The following is a 21,862-nucleotide window of genomic DNA, read 5'->3' as shown; positions in this document are numbered from 1 at the left end:
CGCTTATTGCCAGTAGGAATCTGGAACTGAATCACTATGTTTATGCAATATGCGATCAGTCTATTCAATCAGGGAGATTATCCGGAACATCAACGGTGGTAGGGAATGCTTGAATTTTTCTCCAACATGAAAGTCGGGACAAAGATCCTCGTAATCTGTCTATTCTTGGCAATTATCCCGACATTGCTCCTTGGCATCGTGGCATATACCAGCTCGAGCAGTGTGATCAGCGAACAGACCCAGTCCCTGCTGGAGACACAGGTCCAGGATATGAAGGGATGGACCAATGATGTCTACAAACTGACACGTAATAAAGTCAACAGCGACCTCAATGTGGCAAAACAGAATTTTTACGGAAAAGGGACGCCGGATATTATTAACCGGAATATGACTCTCATCGATAGCAGCGGTAAGCAGTATGTGGTTAACGATAACTATGAAATTGTCGATAAAGTCCAGGCAATGGTCGGTGGCGCTGCGACGGTCTTCCAAGTGTACAATGACAGTTATGCCGTCCGCATTTCCACCAATGTCCTTGATACCAATGGACAGAGAGCTGTCGGGACACATCTGACTGATGACGTTTATGACTATACCGTCAATACCGGCGAAACATATTATGGCAGGCGAGACCTTTTCGGGAAGGATTATGTTACTGCGTATGAGCCGATTAAGGACCCGAGCGGGAAGATCATTGGAGTCCTTTTTGTCGGTACTGAAGCCGTACAGACCCTTGATGTCGTCAAGACCAGTATCCGTGATACCGTTGTAGGTCAGCATGGGTACATGTACGTCATTGACAGTTCAGGAACGGTGCTTGTTCACCCCACCCTCCAGGGCCAGAACTGGGCGGACAAGGACTATGTCAAGGAGATGTTTTTAAAAAAGGAGGGAGCCATCCCTCACGATGTTGATGGGACACGTGTACTGGATGCATACACGTATTATGAACCTCTCGACTGGTATATCGTTTCACGTGCTGATCTCTCGGACTTTTCCGGCCCCATTGATACGATCCGGAATACGATTTTTGCCCTGGTTATTGGATCTATGGCAATTGGCGCTTTCGTTGCAGTCCTCTTTGGCCGGTCCATCTCTGAACCCCTGCAGCAGGTTGTCCTGATGATCAAGGAACTCAGGAACGGCCACCTTTCTGCCCGTCTTAATCTCAAGCGGAAGGATGAGATTGGTATCATGTCGGCGACCATGGATGAGTTTGCTGATGACCTCCAGACAAATGTTGTCGGCGATATCAAAAAAATTGCCAACGGTGAATATATCGAGCAATTCCCGGCTCCTGTTGATGAATATGATGAGATCCGGCCCGCTCTCCGGATGATGGTGGATTCGCTGGATCACCTGCATAAGGAAACGATCAAGCTCACCGATGCTGCATGGGCCGGCGACCTTTCGGTTCGCGGCGACGAGAATGCCTTCCGTGGCGGGTACCGGATGATTATTGCTGGTTTCAACAAGACTCTTGAAACAATCACGGAGCCAGTCAATGAAGCAATGCGCCTTGCCCGGTTTTATGCATCCGGTGACTTTACTGCCCGATTTGATGAAAAGATCCCGGTTGCCGGTGAATTTGTTGCGTACCGTGATGCACTCAATACCATCGGTATCGAACTCCAGCGCCTGATGAAACTGATCAACGAGGAACTGTACGAGGGGATCTCGGTCCTGTCCTCAGCCTCCAGCGAGATCCTGACCATCACTACCGAATTATCTTCTGCCAGTTCCTTAACTGCAACAACGGTGAACGACACTTCTGATACGGTAGAAAGCGTTCGGAGAAAGACCGACGTAATGAACCTGAAGACCAAAGAGGTTTCCGAAAAGGCGATGAATGCCCTGAATGTCTCCGGTGACGGCCAGAAATCCGTGGAGGAGATTCTCGATGGTATGAACCATATCCAGCGGCAGATGGATATGATCGGGATGAACGTTATCAGGCTCTCCGAACAGAGCCAGGCAATCGGCGAGATCATTGCAACGGTGACAGATATTTCCGAGCAGTCCAACCTGCTGGCGGTCAACGCCTCCATTGAAGCGGCAAAGGCCGGTGAGTTCGGCAAGGGTTTTGCGGTGGTTGCCCACGAGATCCACAATCTCGCCGAACAGTCAAAACAGGCAACCGCGAATATCCGCACTATTCTGACGGATATCCAGCGGGGGGTCTCTTCAACCGTGGTCTCTACAGAGCGGGGGACAAAATCCGTGGCTGATGCTGTGAGGTTGACCAGCAATGCCCGGGAAGCAATCGAAGTGCTCACCCGGTCTACCGCAGAATCCTCGAGACAGGCCATCGAGATTGCGTCGTCCATTCACGACCAGGCTGCCGGTGTGGACCAGATCTCGCTCGCTATGGAAAAGATCCGCGATGCGGCACAGAAAAACCTTGAGATCACACGGAAGGCGGAGAAGACCGCAGAAGACCTGCATGAGCTTGGCCTTCGCTTAAAGAAACTCACCGTCCAGTACCATGTCTGAAGTGCACCTTCCATGACAGGAACGGATGCTGAATTTAAAAAACGGCTGCTTGCTACATTCCGTGACGAAGCGGAAGAGCATCTCGGCGATATGGTGAACCTGCTGCTTGAGCTGGAAAAAGCCGGCCCAACAGCGGATCCCTCTTTTGTTGAGCGGATATACCGGACAACGCACAGTTTAAAAGGAGCAGCCCGTGCAGTCAGCCAGAAAGAGATAGAATCCGTTTGCCAGAACCTTGAAAATGTTTTTTCCCGGATGAAAAAAGGTGTTTATTTCCCTGATGCGGATGCTTTTGATATATTTCACCAGGCAGTGAACGGGATACAGTCGCTCTTAAAGGAAGAGAAACCGCAAGGATTATCCACGGTCGATATAGTTGCCGCTATCCGATTAATCTCCCGGAATGAAGAATGTGGGACTGATCCTGCCGGAGACCGACCGGCATTCGCGAAGACCGCCCGAATGCCGGTAATTCCACCCCGTTCCGGTTATCAAAATTGCGCCCGGAAAAAGAAGGATGCAGTATCTTCTTCCGTGACAGCAGCGCTGCCCCTCGATTCCCTTCTGCAGGGACGTGCCCGTCCTGATATTCCTCCGGTTATCATGCAGGATCTTTCCAGCAGACATGTTACGGAGGGGGGGACTGTGAGGATTGCCGCGCATAAGCTTGACCTTCTTATCGCAGGTTCGGATGACCTGCTTACAACCCGGCTCTTTATGACCCAACGCTTGCGGGAACTGGAAGAGATGATTGCACGGTTTACCCTCTGGCGATGGAACCAGGCCACAATATCATCCGACATCCGTCGTATCCGTGAAAGCTCGTTTGGATCCGAAAAGACCACCCTCCCCTCCGACCTTGTCCTCCCGCTCCAACGGCTGGTGGAATTTCTTGATTACGATCGCGAGTTCGTCACGTATCTCCAGCATGACCTGGCAGAACATATCCGTGAAACGGAGAGAGATCGTTCGGCACTGGAAGCCAGTACATCCGGGATATCCGATCTGATCCATGATGCTGTCCTGCTACCGGTCTCAAGTATCCTTAATACATTCCCCGGGCTTGTCCGGGAATATTCTCGGAATACCGGAAAGCAGGTTGAATTGCTGACCGAAGGGGGGGAGATTGAGGTGGACCGGCGTATTCTTGATGCACTCAAATACCCTCTCATGCACCTGATTTACAACAGTATCGATCATGGTATCGAGTACCCGGACATCAGGGAAACCCGGAACAAAGCCCCCCGGGGTAAGGTACTGATAAATGTCGTTCCCCTCGCTGGTGGAAAGGTGGATATTGAAGTATCCGATGATGGAACCGGTATAGATGTCGGGATTATCCGGAAGGCTGCAGTCCGGGCCGGGCTTATCACTGTTCAGGAAGAATCCAGGCTCACGGACATGGAAGCGATCTGGCTGATTTTCCGGTCCGGCCTGTCCACCAGCTCTATCGTTACAGATATCTCCGGACGGGGGCTCGGTCTTGCCATTGTCGAAGATTCAGTCACGCGTCTTGGAGGGTATGTTACTATCTCATCCGAACTCGGAAAAGGAACTACCATCACAATCCGGGTCCCGGTGAGACTGGTGACATTCCGTGGGGTCGTTGTCCGTTCAGGTAGCCAGGTGTATGTTCTTCCTATGCAGCTGGTACGCCAGGTCCTCCGGGTAAAGGCGGATGCCATCATCCGCAAGGGAGACCGGGTTTTCATCTTGTTCAACGATGAGGAGATTGGTGTGCTCAATCTTTCAGGCATTCTGGGAGTACCCCATTCCGACCCTCCCCCCGGACAAGAAGGAGATGTCTCACTCGTGATCATAGCCTATGGCGCCGGCCAGGTCGCATGTCTGGTTGATGAGGTGATCCGCGTCCAGGAGATTGTAGTCCGGTCTCTCGGGGGCCTGCTACGGCGGGTCAAACGGATTTCGGGGGCTGCGATTCTTGGAGATGGAACGCTCGCCCTGGTCCTCGATCCTCCAGAGCTCATCCAGGAATCCTTCCGGTACGGCGGTCCTCCGACCCAGTCTGCATACACCGACAAGGCAGCACCGCGAATTCTCGTTGTGGAAGATTCCGTTACTTCGCGTGCATTCCTGCAGATGCTCCTTGAACGGGAGGGCTACCAGGTCCAGATTGCGGTTGATGGCATGCAGGCATTCGCAATGCTTAAGGAGCATGAATTTGATATGGTCGTTTCAGATGTTGATATGCCCCGTATGAACGGGTTCGTACTGACAGAGAAGATCCGTGCCGATAACCGGCTCATGACCCTTCCGGTGGTGCTCGTCACGTCTCTTGACTCTGCTGATGACCAGAGGCACGGGATCACAGTCAGGGCCGATGCTTATATTGTAAAGAACAGTTTTGAAAAAGACAACCTTCTCGCTGTCGTCCGGGAACTGCTGATCGCCCGGAAACTGCGTGGACACAGTGCACATGGTGAATCCTAATGGAGAAACCCTCAAAGAGATTGATAAAGATCCTGGTTGTTGAAGACAGTCGGACACAGGCAGAATATCTCCGCCATATCCTGGAGACCGAGGGATACCGCGTTATACTGGCGGAGAATGGAAATGAAGCCATCGAACAGACGGCTGTGGACCGCCCTTCAATTATCCTGTCGGATATCATCATGCCGGAGATGGACGGGTATGAGTTCTGCCACCGGATCAAGCAGGATCCGGAGACGGCAACGATCCCGGTGATCCTCGTTTCCCAGCTCTTTGACCCGGTTGATGTGATCAGGGGACTTGAGTCAGGGGCAGATGATTTTATTATCAAGCCGTACGACCCCGAGTCCATCCGGTCACGGATTAGTACAATACTTGAGTCAATTCCCCTGTCAAAACCGGAGAGTCCGGCATCTCCCATGGAGATCTCGGTATCCGATAAAATGTATCATATCACTGCCGGGAGGATGCGGATCCTCCGTATCCTTCTCTCGACATATGAAGTTGCAGTCAGGAAAAATGCCGAGCTTGAAGAGGCACGCGAACAGCTCAATTCGGTCAACGAACAGCTGCAACAGGCGGTTACCGATCTCCGGCAATCAAACACCAGCCTGGAATCAGAGAACAATGAACGAAGGAGAGTTGAAAAGGCACTTGATGAAGCCAATAAAAAACTGAACCTGATGGCAAGCATCACCCGCCATGATGTGATCAACCAGCTCACCTCCCAGCATGAATCACTCGAAAACGCCCTGTCATTGCAATCAAAGGAACCGGAGAAAGCCTGGGAACATGTGACCAGCGCAGCGGCGATTGCCACCCGCACGCTCAACTCGGTGAAATTCACGGGAGACTACCAGAAAGTAGGGGTCAAATCGCCACAGTGGCAGGATGTCCATACTCTGATACAGGCTGCTGCAAAGGACGTGCTCCCTGCAAGCATAAAATTATGTAATGATATCTCCCCGGGAACTGAATTATATGCGGACCCGCTCATCGGGAAAGTCTTCTCAAATCTGGTAGAAAATACCGTTAAATATGGGGAAAAAGCCACCAACATCCGGTTCAGTCTCCATCCCGGTGCAACCGGCACGGTCATTGTCTGCGAGGATGATGGTGTCGGTATTCCGGACGGGAAGAAAGCGAAGATATTCAGTTACGAACACGGTATGAGCAACGGTCTCGGTCTCTTCCTGGCTCGGGAGATCCTTGCCATCACCGCTATCACTCTCCGCGAGACCGGGACTGCGGGTAGTGGGGCACGTTTCGAGATCCATTGTCCGGAGAATACTCTCCGTAACGTGAAAGGTAATGCCGTGTGACCCGGTATCCGGTACTGTCGTATCCGTCTAAAGATGATTCCTGTTTTTTGGCGACAGATTAACGGGAAATCTTTTTGCGCGTAAACACCGAACGAACGTACACAGGTAATCCCATTCCATGATGATTCCCGGTTCTGCAATCCTCTCGCATCCCATCCACCGCAATCGTATCCTTGCGCTAATTTCACTGACAGTGGTCACGCTCGGTGTGAACCTGTTTGGGATCATGAATAATTTTACCGTGGTCCTTCCTCACCTGCTCTATTTCCCGGTCATCCTCGCATCCTATTGGTATCCCCGCCGCGGCTTGGCATTCAGTATAGGAATTGCGTCCCTTTACGGGATCGTGTCATTTCTTTTTCTCCCGCTGGAGATTCTGGCGGGAATGGTTGTTGTCATGCGTATAGTGATCCTTGTTCTTATCGGAGGCGTGGTATCCTTCTTATCGTGGAACCTTGCGAGATCAGAACAGCAGCTCCAGGACATCATTGAATTTCTTCCGGATGCGACGTTTGCAATCGACAAGGAAGGCCGGATAATTGCATGGAACCGCGCCATTCAGATGATGACCGGCCGGCCAAAGGCTGCGATGCTCAACCGGGACAATTATGAGTATGCGCTCGCGTTTTATGGCGAGCGCCGCCTTATGCTGGCAGGACTGATTGTCAGCAACGAAGAACACATCCGTGAGAAATACCCACAGATACGGCAGGAAGCCGGAAACCTCGTATCGGAAGCATTCCTCCCGCATTTTCACGGGGACCGGGGAGTCCACCTCCGGTTTTCCGCCACTGCGCTTATGGACACAAACGGGAAGGTCACCGGGGCCATCGAATCGGTCCGCGATGTCACTGAACAGGTGATGACGAAGACCGCGCTTGAGAACACCAGCAACCGGCTCAATACTCTTGCCGGGATACTCCGTCATGACATGTCCCGGACGTTGGCGGTTCTGTACGGCAAGCTCCAGTTCGGTGTCATGAAGTTTGGCGCTCCCGATATCATCTCATATATTGCTGACCTTAAAGAATCCGCGAATGCGATCCGGCGCCAGATCGACACCTCCCGGGAGTTCCGTGATATTGGTGTCACCCCTCCCGCATGGATTGTCGTGCAGGACGCGATCGAGACTGCGGCGGCCCGGCTTGATTTTGGGAGGGTTACTTTCCATGCATGGACCGAGCGGCTCTGTGTCTTCTCAGACCCTCATCTTCCTACGGTCTTTTACCACCTCCTTCACAATGCCCTGAAAGAGTCAACAGGATCAACCAGGATCATCATCACGTACCATATCCGGGAGAACAACTGTGCGATCATCATTGAAGACAACGGGACCGGGATTCCGGATGCGGAAAAAGGCACCCTCTTTGTCCAGCGTGAAGACCGGTACGGGAAGGGGCTCTTCCTCTCTTATGAGATCGTATCCCTCACTGGTATGTCCCTCCGCGAGACCGGTATATATCGGGAAGGTGCACGGTTTGAAATTATCATACCGTCGGAAGGATATCGTATCGAGGGAATGGAGCGGTGACACGCATGGACCGACTTCAACCATTTATTTCAGTATCTTCACCCTCCGTTGAAAACGGCAGTGCTGTGCCTTACGTCCGTGAACTGCGTGCCGCAGAATTTGCCCTTGCCGATAACGTCTGGCTGGATTATCACGATACAACCGGGGATCCTGCTGTGGACCGGATCTTTGCGGTATTCGATGACGGGGAGGTAGTCTCCGTTGCCCGGTGTCGGCGGCATAAAGACGGGCTTGAGGTGGACGGGATCTTCACGACGGACTCGTTCCGGAAGAAAGGATATTCCCGCCTTGCAGTCAGTGGACTGGTGGAAGCCTGCCATAATGACGACCTGTACATGTATGCTGTCCGGCACCTCACCAGTTTCTATCAGCAGTTCGGCTTTGATCCGATCCCGGAAAGTGCACTTCCACCGGTGATCCGCGAGCGGTATACCTGGGCTGGAGGGAATCTTGAGGGAGCCGAGGTCCAGCCGATGCGCCGTCGCGTGGGCTTGTAGGATAAAAAGTCAAGAGCCGGAAAAAGGAATAATATTATCGGGAAATCTTTTCACTTCTGCCGGAAGAGGGGGATCATGGGTTTGAGCGGGTCAAACCCGCTGCCATCAGCGTTTAATTTATATGACCGTGAGAAGGCATCGCCCATCACGTTCTCGAACGTGACAACTGCTTTAACTTCGGCTATCATCTTTTCGAGCGGATACTCGTTGATCTGATCGGGAGCGAGAACAGTTATATCGAACTCGATATTTACCGGTACGAGCGCCACATGCACTTTCACGGCATCGGAATTGCCGGCATTTCGTATGATAATCCCTTTTGCATCCTCCCTGAGTTCCGCAACAACATCCGGCAGGGTTCCGCTGTCCTGCATGATGAATAAGGACATTGCCAGGGTTACAATGAGGATGAAGACGATGCCTGCTGCATAGACATTGATAAAAAAAAACAAAATAAGCGTGAGAATAATTCCTGATACAAGCAGGAGTGGTATCTTCCGGTCCATACAGAATATTGTCCTGAACGGTTCATCTGTTTAACGGTTTTATCCGGAAACGTGCCGGGCATACTGGTCCTCCTGATATCATTTCAGGATCTTTCCGGGAGTTGCCGGATGTTCCCGCCCTGGGGTCAGGATAAACAGTGGAGTTTTTTTAAGAGTGTGATTGTCTCCGTTGTTGTTTTATGGGGGGAACCCGTCGGTTTTTCCGCAGGGGTGCTTTTTCCGAGGGTATCAAAAATTGTACGGATGGACTCGGGATGTGAAAGTCCGTATCCTCCTTCGAGTACGAAGGTGAGGGACCGTTCGGTTGCATCGCGTACCAGTGCGGTGAGCGTGCCGATATCTGAAGGTACCAGGTTCATGCATTCGAGCGGGTCGTCGGAGAGTACGTCCTGGCCCGCGGAAACGATGACCAGATCCGGTTTGAACCGCTCAAGCGCCGGAATAAAAATCTCGGTAAAGACCGGGAAATAGTCGGCCATGCCGGAGTTCCGGACCAGCGGGGCGTTGATCGTGAAACCCTCGCCTTCATGCCTGCCAGTATCCTCGATAAAACCCGTGTGGGGGAACGTATCCTTCTGGTGTACCGAACAGTAGAGAACTTTATTACTGTCATAAAAAATATTCTGCGTGCCGTTCCCGTGATGGGCGTCCCAGTCGATGATCGCGACGCGGTCTACGTGAGTGAGGGCATGTGCGGCCGCAACGGCAGCATTGTTCAGGAGGCAGAAGCCCATGGCACGGTCCGCCTCTGCATGATGACCCGGTGGCCGCACGAGTGCAAAACAGCACTCCCCGTCTACGGACCGGTTTACGGCATCGATCGCGGATCCTGCCGCATAGGTCGCAACCTCGTAGGAGCAGGGATTGATATATGTATTCGGGTCAAGGAAGCCCTGAACGATCTGGTTATTCTCGAGGTAGCCGCCCGTATATACATATTCATCGAGCATGCAGAAGTCGACATGTTTCACGCACTGTTTTTCGAGCCATGTCAGGTATCCGGGAACATGAACGCGCTGGAGGTCCTCGAATGAAGCGGGTGTCGGTGTATAAGTCTTCAGGTTTTCCGGCAGCCGGGTGAGTATCGAGACCAGACGGTCGTGGCACTCCTTATGCCCCTTGCAGTCATGGTTGCCGAAAATATCCCCGGTGATTGCTGAACACTTCATGAGAACGTCCCGGAAAATGGGTACGATACTATTCCTTTTTTCAGGTTTGAATATTGTGGAACTGCCACATCATGCCGGCGGGATGCCAAAACTTGTTGAAAAAAGTCAGATATGCCCGGATCCGCTCGTATTCAGTCCGTGTTCATCAACGCCTTATCTTTTCCTGATGCGCGGTGGAATCAAAATCAAGCCCCCCAAAATGGGGAAATACCTGCGGTTGTTAATATATCGTCACGTCGTTAAACAAAAACTGTGAAAATCAAAAGAAGTTAATGCTCCGCTTCTTTGCACAGCGCTGGCGCGCCCGGATTTTCCCGGGAAAAATCGGTCCTGATCGGCGAACAATTCGAAAATTATTAATAACAACATACAAGAGAATTTGATTAACCTATACGAGACCCGTATTGTTAGTAGCTGGTATAGGTGATTGATTCAGAGGTGTGTTAAAAAATGGTGTTTCATCCACCGGTAGCGATCTGCGCAAAAGCAGGAGACGCCGGGAAGTACAAAGTCGGCCTGCCCGCCTGGAATATGCTCCTTCGCGGATTCATGGCTGGTGCCTATATCGCCATGGGTGCTGCTCTCGCAACAATGTGCAGTGCAGGGATTATGGCAAGCGATGCCGCACTGCGGTATGGTGCCGCGAGTGCAGGTTTTTCACAACTGATCACGGGAGCCGTGTTCCCGGTTGGGCTTATTATCATCGTCCTTACCGGTGCTGAGCTTTTCACGGGCGACGCAATGCTCGCCCCGATGGCAGCGTTCATCCACAAGATCAGCTGGATGCAGGTCCTGAACCTGTGGGTTTTTGTCTATATCGGCAACCTGATCGGATCGATTGTTTTTGCCTATATCATGGCATACGGTCCTCTCGTGTCGTTCGATGCGGCAGGTGTAGCAACCGTTACCGGGTTTGGTTCGCGAGCGATCGCCATTGCAGGTGCAAAAGTCAGTTATGTCGGACTGATGGGCATGTGGTCTGCATTCCTTAAAGCAATTGCCTGTAACTGGCTCGTCAACCTCGCAATCCTGCTCGGAATCTGTGCAGATGATGCGGCAGGCAAGTTCTTCGGCATCTGGTTCCCGATCATGGCCTTCGTTTCCAGTGGATTCGAACACTGTGTTGCGAACATGTATTTCATTCCCGCAGGTATCTTAACACAGGGATTCATCACAGACCCCGCCAAGATCAATGCCGGCCTGAACTGGATAACGATGTTCACAAACAATATCGTCATCGTCACTATCGGCAACATTGTCGGCGGAATGCTCTTTGTCGGTGTCCTGTACTGGGTATCCTTCCGGAAAGAGATCGCAGCGCTGAAGTAATGTCTCACCCCAATCATTTTTATGAAAAACAGAGATACCAATCTCAATGTTTCCACAATCGCAATAGCAGAGGTGATGATTCCTCACCCCTGCATATTGTCGCCTCATTTTCCAGCCCCGTGATCCGGAACCATCTCACCGGGATAAACACGGGGTCCTTTTTTTATTCATACCCCGTATTGTATACTGGAACGTAATCGCAGCACTGAAGTAGGTTAACGGCAAACAGTCTTTCTGATGAAGATCGGAAATATCGATGTGAAGGTCTCCTACATCACCATTGCGGTGTTTGTTATCTTTACCATTTTTTTACTTAGTGCATCGGTGTTCAGTCCTGATGTGAGATCGAATCTCATCTGGCTCATCCCCTGCCTGTTCCTGCTGCTTGTCATTCCCGTTGCGCTTAATTACCTGAGCCGGAGCCAGTATGCAGAGGTAACTCCCCTCTATGAGGCCGAGGCAAAAACGGTGAGGGTCAAGCTCATCAATGAGAATATGGTCGGCAAGCCGGTGCGCATTGAAGGGGTGGTGGAACGGGTGCATTTCCAGTTCCTGAACCGTCCCCAGTACCTTGTTGCAGACCGGTCCGGTGCGATCTCGGTCAAGATGTTTACCAGTCCCGATGAAGATGTCAAGGTCAATGATGTTGTGGAAGTGCTGGGGCAGGTTATTCGCCGTTACCTTGTTGCCGGAGAACCGGTGATCAACTGCGTGTCCATCAGGAAGAAAAAAAAATCCAATGACTGATGTCAGCACTCTTGTCCGGGTCAGATATTATCTTGGGATCTCCGAATCACCTCAGCCGGAAATAATATAGTTATCCGGAAGTCCTGATGCTGAATACAGGTGAAATTATGGTTCAAACACGACAAAAAGCGGGCTCCATGATATGGTTGCTGGAACTGGCAGTACCGGTATTTTCCCTTGGTGGCGCACTGGCTGCCATTATTTTTTCCGGCTCCGGTGGAGATCCCGTGGATCTCCGGTATTTTGCCACCGGGTGTATCATCGGGTCATTCATACTTGCCTACCTTGCATGGATAAGGCCACACAAGGATATCGTTGCACTGACGACCCCGATCTACTCCGTTTTCTTCTTTGTAATGCCCTCGGATTTTTCGGTTGGCATCATCCTGATACTACTGTATGCAGTGAGCCTTACCCTCCTGCTCGTCCGCCTGAAACTCCGGTTTGGTGTGGCACATACTCCGGAAAATGGCGGACAATCCTTAAAAGAACCGTTAAAATCCTACTGCGAGACCGTGCGACAACAGGCTGCGGGGATCCCACTGGAAGCAGCACATGCTGCGGCAGTCACGTTTGCCCGGTTTGCCCAGGGGGAATACCGGGAAGCCGCGCAGGCTGCCGGCGCCGCAACGGTCAGTCTTACGGAAACGAATCCATGTCCACCTCTTGTAACTGCGTTTGCCATTGTCCGGGAACAGGCCCTGTTGCTCGATGAGTCAACGGACCAACCGGAACAATTTATTGAATTTTCTGCATCTGATGCTGCCGTCCTGGCAAAACCACTGTCACCGGCAGACCAGCTCAATGACCGGTTTGAAGTATCGCTCGACAATGCCCTTCTCCTTCTGTTTGCCACTGCGTGGAATGCATCGGCAAAAGATCAACCGGTCCTGCTTCTCGGGCAGAGTTTTGCCCTGAAAATATTCAACCCTTAATAACCCGTGTGGGCGAGCGTGTCCATAAAAACTGAATGCATGCGTCAAGCGCTGTGCATTTGCACTGAACAATCAGGATATAGATCGTGAGTTGGAGACATCGAGTGGATCCGCTATGACCGTCAGAAACAATACGAAAGAAAAAAACCTCACGGGTAATAATTACTATGGGGGGCAGTCCTGATGAATGGTGATATGATTCAGAGGTGTGTATATCAACCAAGGAATAGGCAGGATCATGCCCCACATTTGACCGGTATGCTGTGCGCTAGTGCACAAACACTATGCACAATGTATATGTATAACACATCCCCTAATTAAGCCTTGGCACATGTTTGCGCCGGCAGTCATACGAGCCGGATAAAAAAATGCGATGATATCATGACGAAAAAACCGGGATTATTCTGTCCCGTACCGGAGATCTCCCATGGCTGACATCCAGGATACGGATGAAGCAGCGCAGATCCGCGCAGTACTCCGGGAACACCCCCATGGGATGAGTATCAAGGAGATTTCTGCCACGGTCTCGATGAGCCGGAACTCTGTTGCAAAGTACCTTGAGGTCATGGCAACGGCAGGACAGCTCGATGTCCGCCACGTAGGAAATGCCAAGCTCTACACGCTCTCCCTCCGGGTCCCGGTGGGAGATCTCCTGAACCATGCCCGGGAACTGATCCTGGTCCTTGACAATGACCTGCGGATCGTGCAGGCCAGCGGATCGTTCTGCGGGTTTACCGGGATTTCCCGGGAGACGATCCTCCATTCACGGTTGAGCGCGCTGCCAATCCCGCTGTTGTCGGCATCAGAAGAGCGGGAGATTGTTGTCCTCCTCAACGGCGGCCCCACCTGGAAGAAGGAGATCCATGTTATCCGCAATGGCACGGATGTGTACTTTGACAGCCGGTTCATCCCGACCGTGCTCGAAAATGGCGTGCCCGGCATCACCCTGATATTGGAGGATATCACGGAGCGCACGCACGCGGAGAAAGCGATGGCTGAACGCGACCGGCTCCTCCGCACGATCTTTCAAATCCCAACTTCTCCTCAGTTCTTCATCGACCGCAACCACAAGGTCGTGTACTGGGACCGGGCCCTGGAGATCATGACCGGGATCAAGGCAGAAGAAGTGGTCGGGACGAGCTGTCAGTGGAAGGCATTCTATCCCAATCCCCAACCGTGTCTTGCCGATCTCCTGATCAATGGGGACCGGGATACAATCTCCCGCATGTTCGAAAAAGCCCGTACGGATATCCCTGTTGACGGGCGGTACGAGTACACGGACTTCTTCCCGGATATGAGTGTCGGGGGCAAATGGCTGCATATCACTGCCTCGCTCATCCGGGATACCACCGGCACGATCACTGGTGCCATGGAAGCGGTCGAGGATGTCACTGACAAGAAGAAAGGACACTTCGTTGTCCAGACCTGAATCAGATCTGGACATTTCTTTTCCTGATGTCCTGCATCTTGCCTGGTGGAGGTTTAGGTTTTTTCTGGTTATTGAAAAAACGAAGTCCACTTTGTTTAGGATGAAAGAGCGCCAGCAGGTTCCGAGGAACCCGGTTCCCGGCGCATCGGGCAGACGCTGATCCCATTGAGATCGCCAAGGCAGAAATCAAACCGGTCGCGGATTGATTTGGGGAGCTCCGCTTCCGGAATCAGCCGGAAACCCAGACTGCCATAGAAATTTACCAGTTCGGTTTTTGAGTGCATGAAGAGCGTCTCGTTCCGGCCACACTCCTCGATCAGCAGGATCATGACCGACCGCGCAAATCCCCGGAGCCGGTATTCGTCCAGGACATACACCGCATCCACTTCCAGCCCGTCCTCGTGCCGGGAACACCGGGCAACCCCGATGATTCGCTGGCCGGCAAAAACTGCAAAGAGCCGGTCAACATTCCGGTCCGCTTTCTGCTGGTGGTAATGGATCCAGAGTTCCTTCTCGGCCCGCACCATCTCCGCGGGTGTGAGCTCGCGGACTTCCACGGCTTCGATCACGCGGCCGGGCACCGTTGTTGTCCCTTCGGAGAATATGAATTTCCCGATCTGTTTTATGAATTTTGGATGGATGTCGAGAAATCCGCTGCTTTCTTCGCCAGCAAGGTTGTACAGGGTGAGGAGCGTCAGGTCCTCGTAATAACGATCACTATCAGCCGGCGCGGAGATGGTTGCCATCGTTCACTCCTTCTCGTCAGTTGCCGGGCCGGTACGGCCGTGTGGCATGGAATCACCGGAAATCTGCACCATTGTTTTTTATCAATTATTGTTTATGCACGATAAGGGTAATTGCTACGGGAATGTTATCGGGAGATCGAGGGTAGGTTTATGTCTCCTTTCTCGGGCCTGATGGCCTTCAGCAACTCGAAGAACGCATCAGCGTTCTTCTCGTGCTCCAGGAATGATGTCCTGTCGCATGTCGAAGAATTACTGCGTAATTCTTCTCTTGTCTCAGGTCTGATGACCTTCGACAAATCGAAACATTCTTTCCTGTCCCGGCCAAGTATCAGAATAGGCATAGGCTGGCACAAACCGGCATATGTATAACCAGAGGTGTGTGGCATGATCGATAATCTCTTACTAGGTAACCTGAGGTTTCGGGAATCGGATTTTACCCCGAATATTGACTATTACAAGGAGCTCGCAGTGGGCCAGCACCCGAGCACGCTCTGGATCGCATGTTCAGACTCGAGGCTCCAGTCCGGGCATATCACACAGGCCCGGGCCGGTGAACTCTTCATCCAGCGCAACATCGGCAACATCGTGCCGATCCATGACTGGAACTTTGCAACCGTGCTGGAATATGCGGTTTCCCACCTGAAGGTGAATGACGTTGTAATCTGCGGGCATTCGAAGTGCGGCGCCATCCGCGCCCTTGACCAGGAGAGCAACGATTCCTACATCCCGCTCTGGCTGAACAATGCCCGTGATGCAAAGACGCGGGTGGATGCGAAAATCGCCGTTCCGAAGACTGAACTGGAGAAGGAGGAGCGTTACAAACTGATCGAGCAGGAGAATGTCCGGCTACAGATCGAACACCTGTATACGTACCCGCTCCTTAAGAAAGCGGTTGATGAGAAACGAATTGCGGTCCACGGGCTCTATTACGATCTTGGCACGGGCGCGCTGACCCGGGTAACCTGATACGGCCTCCCCGGCCTTCAAATTTTTGATGTCCGTGAAAAATGACGCGACCGGGATTGTCCCGTTCTTTATAAAAGATGGTTAATCCCGGTACCTGTTACCGGTATCAGGACGACCGCTCATAATATTTCATGGAGCCGCAGGCACCGCAGTGGTCGCCTTCGATCAGGTAATCGGGGACCGTCTCGCCGCAGCCGGGGCAGGTGACGGATTTCCATTTCTTCTTTGGGGTAACTTTCACCCTCACTTTTTCAGATGCGAGAATCGCCCGCCCTGCTTTAAAGATCTCATCTTGGAGTTTATCTTTCATGGTATGCTTGTCATAAGCCGGGCTGTTTGCATACCAGGTATCGATGACCGGATAGGTTTTCAGTTTTGCCAGGTCCACGTAAACCCGTACTGCTTCTGTTGTCTCCGTATCTGAATGACCGTTGAGGGTGATGGCAAACTTGCCGATGGGGACAACCCTGAGTCGGTTGTTGCCGGTGGTGCAGTGTGCCATTACCTGCAGTGCATCCGGAAGGCACTTGGGTGTCTCGCAGACCCCATATAGTTTCAGGTCCGGGCTCATCCCGAGCAGTTCAAGGGCATAATCCACCATGAATGCCCCGATGAGCACTCCCGGTGCCGGGTAGGTGTGGAATGCAGTCAGTTCTTGTATCTGGTCCTGCAGTTGCGGGCTGATGTGATGGGTATCCATCACGGATTTGAGTTTTCTTTCCTGATCATCGTGCTTACCGGTCATGTTAATCCGTGGCATCACATCTGATAAACTTTTTATGATTGGTAACTGGCGTCATTTATCCGGAGGTATTATCCAGACATTGTGGCTGTTACTTTGCGTGCTCGATCTGATGTAACGATATTCCCCGTTACTTTCGATGGGAGTGATCAGAAATTTTGCTCTTCATTCTCTCGATCCGATTGTTCCCGGGTCAGTGGAACCATGGATGGTCGGTTGCATGCCATGAGCACATCCTCCATGTCAAGATGTCCCGGTTCCCGCACGGTCCCGGCAAGCGTTGAGAGAGATACGATCGAAATGGGTATCTGCATGCCAAATACCTCCATGGACGCGACCGCTGGCAAAGGCATCCTTGCATAATGACGGACACTCCAGCGGTCCACCACCACGTCCATCCGGCTGAGCTGCATGGAAACCCGGGAGTAAGGCATAACTGCAGACAGTGACCGGCAGAGATCCACGACCGGCGATCCGATCCGGGTGCCCGGGTAGAACGGTTCCTCCGGGAGGACAATCTTCCCGCAGTTGCGGCAGGAGGACCGCTGTATGATCACGTTGACCGGGCAGGTTTTATCCTCCTCAACCAGGATCGCAAACCGTTTCTTCCGCTCATCATACCCGGACAGTGAGCCGCCGCAGGTACCGCACGTGTTGCCGGGATGGAACCTGGTTCCCTCGCATACCAGAAGTGCCGCATGGATAATGTTGGTGAGGATGGGAGGGAACGGGCGGAGCCTCATAAAACGGCCTCGCGTTTGCGCGATTCACTAGCTGCACAACAATAACGCGTTGCACGGCCACGGTTTTCCCGGTCCACTCTCAAAAACAACCCCTCTGCCCCAAACCAATCACCATTTTTAGGTTGATCTCATAATCTATAAATAACATTTTACCGAGATCAAATATTAAGCAAAATTGATTATCCAATTTTGCATTAAAAAATTCAGAGGTGTGTATAACATGGGCGTCCCCGTCACTTTTTGACCCGGGCCTCCATGAGTGTGGTGCTACCATGAGTGATAGTCTAAATACTCTTAAGTATACAACGACGACATGTCCCTACTGCGGGGTCGGCTGTGGCCTGAACCTTGTATCCAAGGGCAACACGCTCGTTGGCGTAGAACCGTTTAAGCGGTCCCCGATCAACGAAGGCAAGCTCTGCCCGAAGGGTGCGGTGTGCTGGCAATCGGTCCAGAAACCCGGCCGGCTGACAAAGCCCTTAATCAAGAAGGGTGACAAGTTCGTAGAAGCCACCTGGGACGAAGCCCTTGACCTGATTGTCAAGAATTTCACGGAGATCGCGAAGAAGCACGGGCCCAAGGCCCTCGGTTTCCAGACTTCGTGCCGTACCGTGAATGAGGACTGTTATGCCCTGCAGAAGTTTGCACGCTGCGGGTTTTTGACCAACAACGTCGACAACTGTGCACGTATCTGCCACGGACCTTCCGTTGCCGGTCTATCCCTCTCCTTCGGTTCCGGTGCAGCCACCAACCCGTTCGAGGATGTCCTGAACTCCGACCTGATCGTCATGTGGGGTTCCAATGCAGTCGAGGCCCATCCGCTTGCCGGGCGCCGTGTCATGCAGGCGAAGAAGAAGGGAATCCCCATCGTTGTCGTTGACCCGCGTCTCAGTGCAACGGCACGCCTTGCGGACAAGTGGATCCGGTTCAACCCGTCGACCCACATCGCCCTCGCCAACAACATGATGTATTATATCATCAAGGAAGGCAACGAGGACAAGGAGTTCATCAAGGAGCGCACGAAAGGTTTCGAAGACCTCAAGAAGACGGTCGAGAAGTATGCTGACGCTACGAAAATCCATGGTGTCCCTCAAGAGACGGTCCTGGAGTTTGCGCGCCAGTATGCAAAGGCAAAGAACGCGGTTATCATTTACTGCCTCGGTATCACCGAGCTTACCACCGGTACCGACAATGTCCGTTCAATGGGCAACCTCTCGCTCTTAACCGGCAACATCGGTCGCCCCGGAGTGGGTGTCAACCCGCTCCGTGGCCAGAACAACGTGCAGGGCGCCTGCGACATGGGTGCATACCCGAATGTCTACTCCGGCTACCAGGCCGTTGCAGTTCCCGAGAACCGCGCAAAGATGGAGAAGGCCTGGTTCTTAAAAGAAGGTTCCCTGCCCGACTGGTACGGTTCAACCCTGACCGAGCAGATCAATGACTGCGGCGATGTTGTCAAGGCGATGTATGTCCTCGGCCTGAACCCGGTAGTCTCCTACCCCGACTCAAACCATGTCAGGAAGATGTTCGACAAGCTCGACTTCCTTGTCATGCAGGATATCTACTGGAACGAGAGCTGCGAGTATGCAGACGTTGTCCTGCCCGGCACCTGCTTTGCGGAGAAGGACGGCACGTTCACCAGCGGCGAGCGGCGCATCAACCGTGTCCGGAAGGCTGTTGACGGCCCCGGCGAGTCGAAGTATGACTGGGAGATCATCGGCATGCTGGCAAAGAAGATGGGCCTCAAGGGCTTTGACTGGAAGTCTGCACAGGATGTCTGGGATGACCTGCGAGCAGTTACCCCGTCTATGTTCGGATGTACCTACGAGAAGCTCGGTAAACCCGAGTCAGTGCACTGGCCATGTCCGACCGTCGAGCACCCGGGAACCCCGATCCTTCACATCGGCAAGTTTTCCGCCGCAGACGGCAAGGGAACGATGTTCGGTATCGAGTACCGCCCGCCCGCAGAAGTTGCGGATGCACAGTACCCGTACACGCTCATGACCGGCCGTGTGATCTTCCACTACCACACGAGGACCCAGACCGACCGCTGCCCGATCCTGCACTACGAAGTGCCGGAAAACTACGTCCAGCTCAACACGCTGGATGCAAAGGAGCTCGGTATCAAGCAGCATGAGAAGATCAAGGTAACGAGCCGCCGAGGCGAGACGATCGCCATTGCCCGGGTAACGGACGATGTTGCCCCGAAGGTACTGTACATGCCGATGCACTTTGCCAATGGTGCCAACAACCTCACCAACACGGCGCTCGACCCGATGTCCAAGATGCCGGAGCTCAAGCACTGTGCTGTCAAGGTCGAGAAGATTACGGGGGCTTAAACCATGTCAAAGAAAGGCGATATGTTGTATGCATGGACCAATGATGCCGAGATCCAGAAGAAGGCAGAGCTTGGCGGTGCTGTAACGGCCCTCTGGAAACATGCACTTGACAACAAGATCGTTGATGCGGTATTTGTTGTAACGAAGGGCTACGATCTTTATGATGCAGTCCCGGTCGTTATTACCGACTCCAAGGATCTTGCAAAGACGGCAGGGTCACTTCACTGCGGTACGCTCCTGATGGCCAAGCTCGTTAAGAAGTACCTTGACGGCGCAAAGGACAAGAAGATCGGGGTGACTGTTAAAGGCTGCGATGCCATGGGGTTCTACGAACTCGCCAAGCGCAAGCAGATCAACCTTGACAATGTCATCATGATCGGTGTCAACTGCGGAGGGTCGGTCAGCCCGGTCCTTGCCCGTAAGATGATCAAGGAGAAGTACGATGTTGACCCGGACAAGGTCCACAAGGAAGAGATCGACAAGGGCCAGTTCATCATCGAGTACGAGGGAGGCCACAAGGGCATCTCTGTCGACGAACTCGAAGAGGCCGGCTTTGGCCGTCGCCCGAACTGCCGCCGCTGCAAGATGAAGATCCCCCGGCAGGCAGACCTTGCCTGCGGTAACTGGGGAGTCATCGGCCCCAAGGCCGGCAAGGCGACCTTTGTCGAGGTCTGCTCCGAGAAGGGTGCAGCACTCCTTGACGGCGCAGTCAAGAAAGGCATTCTCGCAACCGAAGCGGCGAACCCCAAGGGGCTCGAGATCCGCGGAAAGGTCGAGGGCGCGATGTTCAAGCTCGCCGACAAGTGGCGCAAGCACGACTTCGAAGGCCTCGGCGATGGCAAGGACCGGTTAAAGAAGATCATGAACGAGACCTCCCGGTGCATCAAGTGCTACCAGTGCATCGACGTCTGCCCGATCTGTTACTGTGTCGACTGCACGACCAAGAACCCGGCCATGGTTCCCCCGGGCGAACTGCCGGTCAACTTCATGTTCCACCTCATCCGCTACTCGCACATTGCCGATTCCTGCGTGAACTGCGGCCAGTGCGAGGAAGTCTGTGCAGCAGAAATCCCGAACGCGCTGATCATGCACGCCCAGCAGGTTGAACTCGAGAAGATGTTCGGCCATACTCCGGGCGTCAACATGGAACTTCCGCTCATGGCATATGTCGAGGAGAAGGAAGAGCGTGCCCGGTTGAACAACACCGGTAGCGACATGATCTACCAGAACGTGTTCAACCCGGTTGCAAAGAAATAATCTCTCTTTTTTTTACCGGGCGTTAGCCCGGATTACGACAGATATTGCAGGTATTTTCCCGGATAATTGAATCGGTATCCGGATAATTTTCATCGGAATGTTACCTGATTGAAAAAAGGACCCGGTGCAAGGAATTGCACCGGGGTTTATACGGATGTTACACCCAGATATTTTCGGGAAATGCCATTTCGGTGTAAAGGTCTTCGAGCCGTGCCTTGTGTCCCCGCTCCATGTTGGCAAGCTGGGAGAAGAGCAGTTGGGTTTCCATGTCGTCAGCAGCCTTGGCAAACTGGGTATACATCTGCATGGCCTCAAGTTCCTTCTTGATCGCAAGTACCAGGCCATCAAGCGGCTTTAGGTTCGCGGTCAGCTTCGGTGATGGGAGTGCATCCCCGACCTTGTAGTCATGGCCTGCGGAGAATTTTATCTTGCTCACATCTTTGGTTAAGAATGCCTGGAGGAATTCGCGGTGTTTTTTCTCTTCCCCGGCCAGTTCATCGAAGAGTGCTTTCAGGTTCTTGTCTTTTACCTTGTCGGCAACGTTTCTATAAAACGTGTACGCTTCGACTTCCCTGTCGATTGCGATTGAAATGATCTTCTTTGCATCTTCTGCTTTCATACTCACACCTCGGTTTGAAAATTTTATACTTGGTATTACAG

Annotated in this window: 18 protein-coding genes; 12 read left to right on the top strand and 6 right to left on the bottom strand. The window is 52.6% G+C overall.

Annotation, left to right across the window (positions count from 1 at the left end):
* Positions 1-105 precede the first annotated feature (105 nt).
* The 5 genes from M0R30_RS13450 to M0R30_RS13430 all read left to right on the top strand — a co-directional run bounded on the left by M0R30_RS13450 (position 106) and on the right by M0R30_RS13430 (position 8,294).
* Positions 106-2,493, top strand: coding sequence for a Cache 3/Cache 2 fusion domain-containing protein (locus M0R30_RS13450; protein WP_292547770.1), 2,388 nt, complete (start codon positions 106-108; stop codon positions 2,491-2,493).
* A gap of 12 nt (positions 2,494-2,505) precedes the next feature.
* Positions 2,506-4,944 (top strand): response regulator, encoded by a 2,439-nt coding sequence (locus tag M0R30_RS13445; RefSeq protein ID WP_292547767.1) that lies wholly within the window; start codon positions 2,506-2,508, stop codon positions 4,942-4,944.
* Positions 4,944-6,266, top strand: coding sequence for a response regulator (locus M0R30_RS13440; RefSeq protein WP_292547765.1), 1,323 nt, complete (start codon positions 4,944-4,946; stop codon positions 6,264-6,266). The genes M0R30_RS13445 and M0R30_RS13440 overlap by 1 nt, the downstream gene beginning before the upstream one ends.
* 118 nt (positions 6,267-6,384) lie before the next feature.
* Positions 6,385-7,797 (top strand): PAS domain S-box protein, encoded by a 1,413-nt coding sequence (locus M0R30_RS13435; protein WP_292547763.1) that lies wholly within the window; start codon positions 6,385-6,387, stop codon positions 7,795-7,797.
* Between the two features lie 5 nt (positions 7,798-7,802).
* Entirely contained in the window at positions 7,803-8,294 is a 492-nt protein-coding gene (locus M0R30_RS13430; protein WP_292547762.1) for a GNAT family N-acetyltransferase, read from the top strand.
* A gap of 50 nt (positions 8,295-8,344) precedes the next feature.
* Here the strand turns inward: M0R30_RS13430 and M0R30_RS13425 are convergent, their stop codons facing one another.
* Both M0R30_RS13425 and M0R30_RS13420 read right to left on the bottom strand, forming a co-directional pair.
* Complete coding sequence (locus M0R30_RS13425) at positions 8,345-8,800, bottom strand: hypothetical protein (RefSeq protein WP_292547761.1); 456 nt, start codon at positions 8,798-8,800, stop codon at positions 8,345-8,347.
* Positions 8,801-8,925: 125 nt separating this feature from the next.
* On the bottom strand, positions 8,926-9,969 hold the full coding sequence (locus M0R30_RS13420) for a histone deacetylase (RefSeq protein WP_292547759.1): 1,044 nt from the start codon (positions 9,967-9,969) through the stop codon (positions 8,926-8,928).
* A gap of 450 nt (positions 9,970-10,419) precedes the next feature.
* On the opposite strand from M0R30_RS13420, the gene M0R30_RS13415 reads away from it, so the two are divergent.
* The 4 genes from M0R30_RS13415 (at position 10,420) to M0R30_RS13400 (ending at position 14,409) form a co-directional block, all read left to right on the top strand.
* Positions 10,420-11,298 carry a formate/nitrite transporter family protein gene (locus tag M0R30_RS13415; RefSeq protein WP_292547757.1) on the top strand — a complete coding sequence of 293 codons (879 nt, stop codon included), beginning with the start codon at positions 10,420-10,422 and terminating at the stop codon, positions 11,296-11,298.
* Positions 11,299-11,535: 237 nt separating this feature from the next.
* Positions 11,536-12,045: a nucleotide-binding protein gene (locus M0R30_RS13410; RefSeq protein ID WP_292547755.1), complete on the top strand. Its 510-nt coding sequence runs from the start codon at positions 11,536-11,538 to the stop codon at positions 12,043-12,045.
* A gap of 137 nt (positions 12,046-12,182) precedes the next feature.
* Positions 12,183-12,980 (top strand): hypothetical protein, encoded by a 798-nt coding sequence (locus tag M0R30_RS13405; protein WP_292547753.1) that lies wholly within the window; start codon positions 12,183-12,185, stop codon positions 12,978-12,980.
* A gap of 427 nt (positions 12,981-13,407) precedes the next feature.
* Positions 13,408-14,409, top strand: a complete 1,002-nt coding sequence (locus tag M0R30_RS13400) for a PAS domain S-box protein (RefSeq protein ID WP_292547751.1) — start codon at positions 13,408-13,410, stop codon at positions 14,407-14,409.
* Positions 14,410-14,504: 95 nt separating this feature from the next.
* On the opposite strand, the gene M0R30_RS13395 is transcribed toward M0R30_RS13400, so the two are convergent.
* Positions 14,505-15,155, bottom strand: a complete 651-nt coding sequence (locus M0R30_RS13395; protein WP_292547749.1) for a GNAT family N-acetyltransferase — start codon at positions 15,153-15,155, stop codon at positions 14,505-14,507.
* Between the two features lie 384 nt (positions 15,156-15,539).
* Between M0R30_RS13395 and M0R30_RS13390 the strand changes: the two genes are divergently transcribed.
* Positions 15,540-16,121, top strand: coding sequence for a carbonic anhydrase (locus M0R30_RS13390; RefSeq protein WP_292547747.1), 582 nt, complete (start codon positions 15,540-15,542; stop codon positions 16,119-16,121).
* 106 nt (positions 16,122-16,227) lie between these two features.
* Here M0R30_RS13390 and M0R30_RS13385 read toward each other — a convergent pair whose 3' ends face one another.
* Positions 16,228-16,866, bottom strand: a complete 639-nt coding sequence (locus M0R30_RS13385) for a formylmethanofuran dehydrogenase subunit E family protein (RefSeq protein ID WP_292547745.1) — start codon at positions 16,864-16,866, stop codon at positions 16,228-16,230.
* Between the two features lie 146 nt (positions 16,867-17,012).
* The gene (locus M0R30_RS13380; protein WP_292547743.1) at positions 17,013-17,606 is read right to left on the bottom strand and encodes a hypothetical protein; all 594 of its coding nucleotides are present in this window, start codon (positions 17,604-17,606) and stop codon (positions 17,013-17,015) included.
* A gap of 272 nt (positions 17,607-17,878) precedes the next feature.
* On the opposite strand from M0R30_RS13380, the gene fdhF reads away from it, so the two are divergent.
* Together fdhF and M0R30_RS13370 are read left to right on the top strand one after the other, a co-directional pair.
* A complete protein-coding gene (gene fdhF, locus M0R30_RS13375; protein ID WP_292547742.1) occupies positions 17,879-19,945 on the top strand; it encodes a formate dehydrogenase subunit alpha in 2,067 nt (688 codons plus the stop codon).
* 3 nt (positions 19,946-19,948) lie between these two features.
* Positions 19,949-21,202, top strand: coding sequence for a Coenzyme F420 hydrogenase/dehydrogenase, beta subunit C-terminal domain (locus M0R30_RS13370; protein WP_292547740.1), 1,254 nt, complete (start codon positions 19,949-19,951; stop codon positions 21,200-21,202).
* A gap of 157 nt (positions 21,203-21,359) precedes the next feature.
* On the opposite strand, the gene M0R30_RS13365 is transcribed toward M0R30_RS13370, so the two are convergent.
* On the bottom strand, positions 21,360-21,821 hold the full coding sequence (locus M0R30_RS13365) for a ferritin family protein (protein WP_292547738.1): 462 nt from the start codon (positions 21,819-21,821) through the stop codon (positions 21,360-21,362).
* Positions 21,822-21,862: the final 41 nt, after the last annotated feature.

It is taken from the genome of Methanoregula sp. (genome assembly GCF_023227875.1).
In the GTDB taxonomy this organism is placed as follows: Archaea; Halobacteriota; Methanomicrobia; order Methanomicrobiales; family Methanospirillaceae; genus Methanoregula.
Note: the sequence above shows the minus strand (reverse complement) of the source record. Positions and strands in the feature narration are given on the sequence as shown.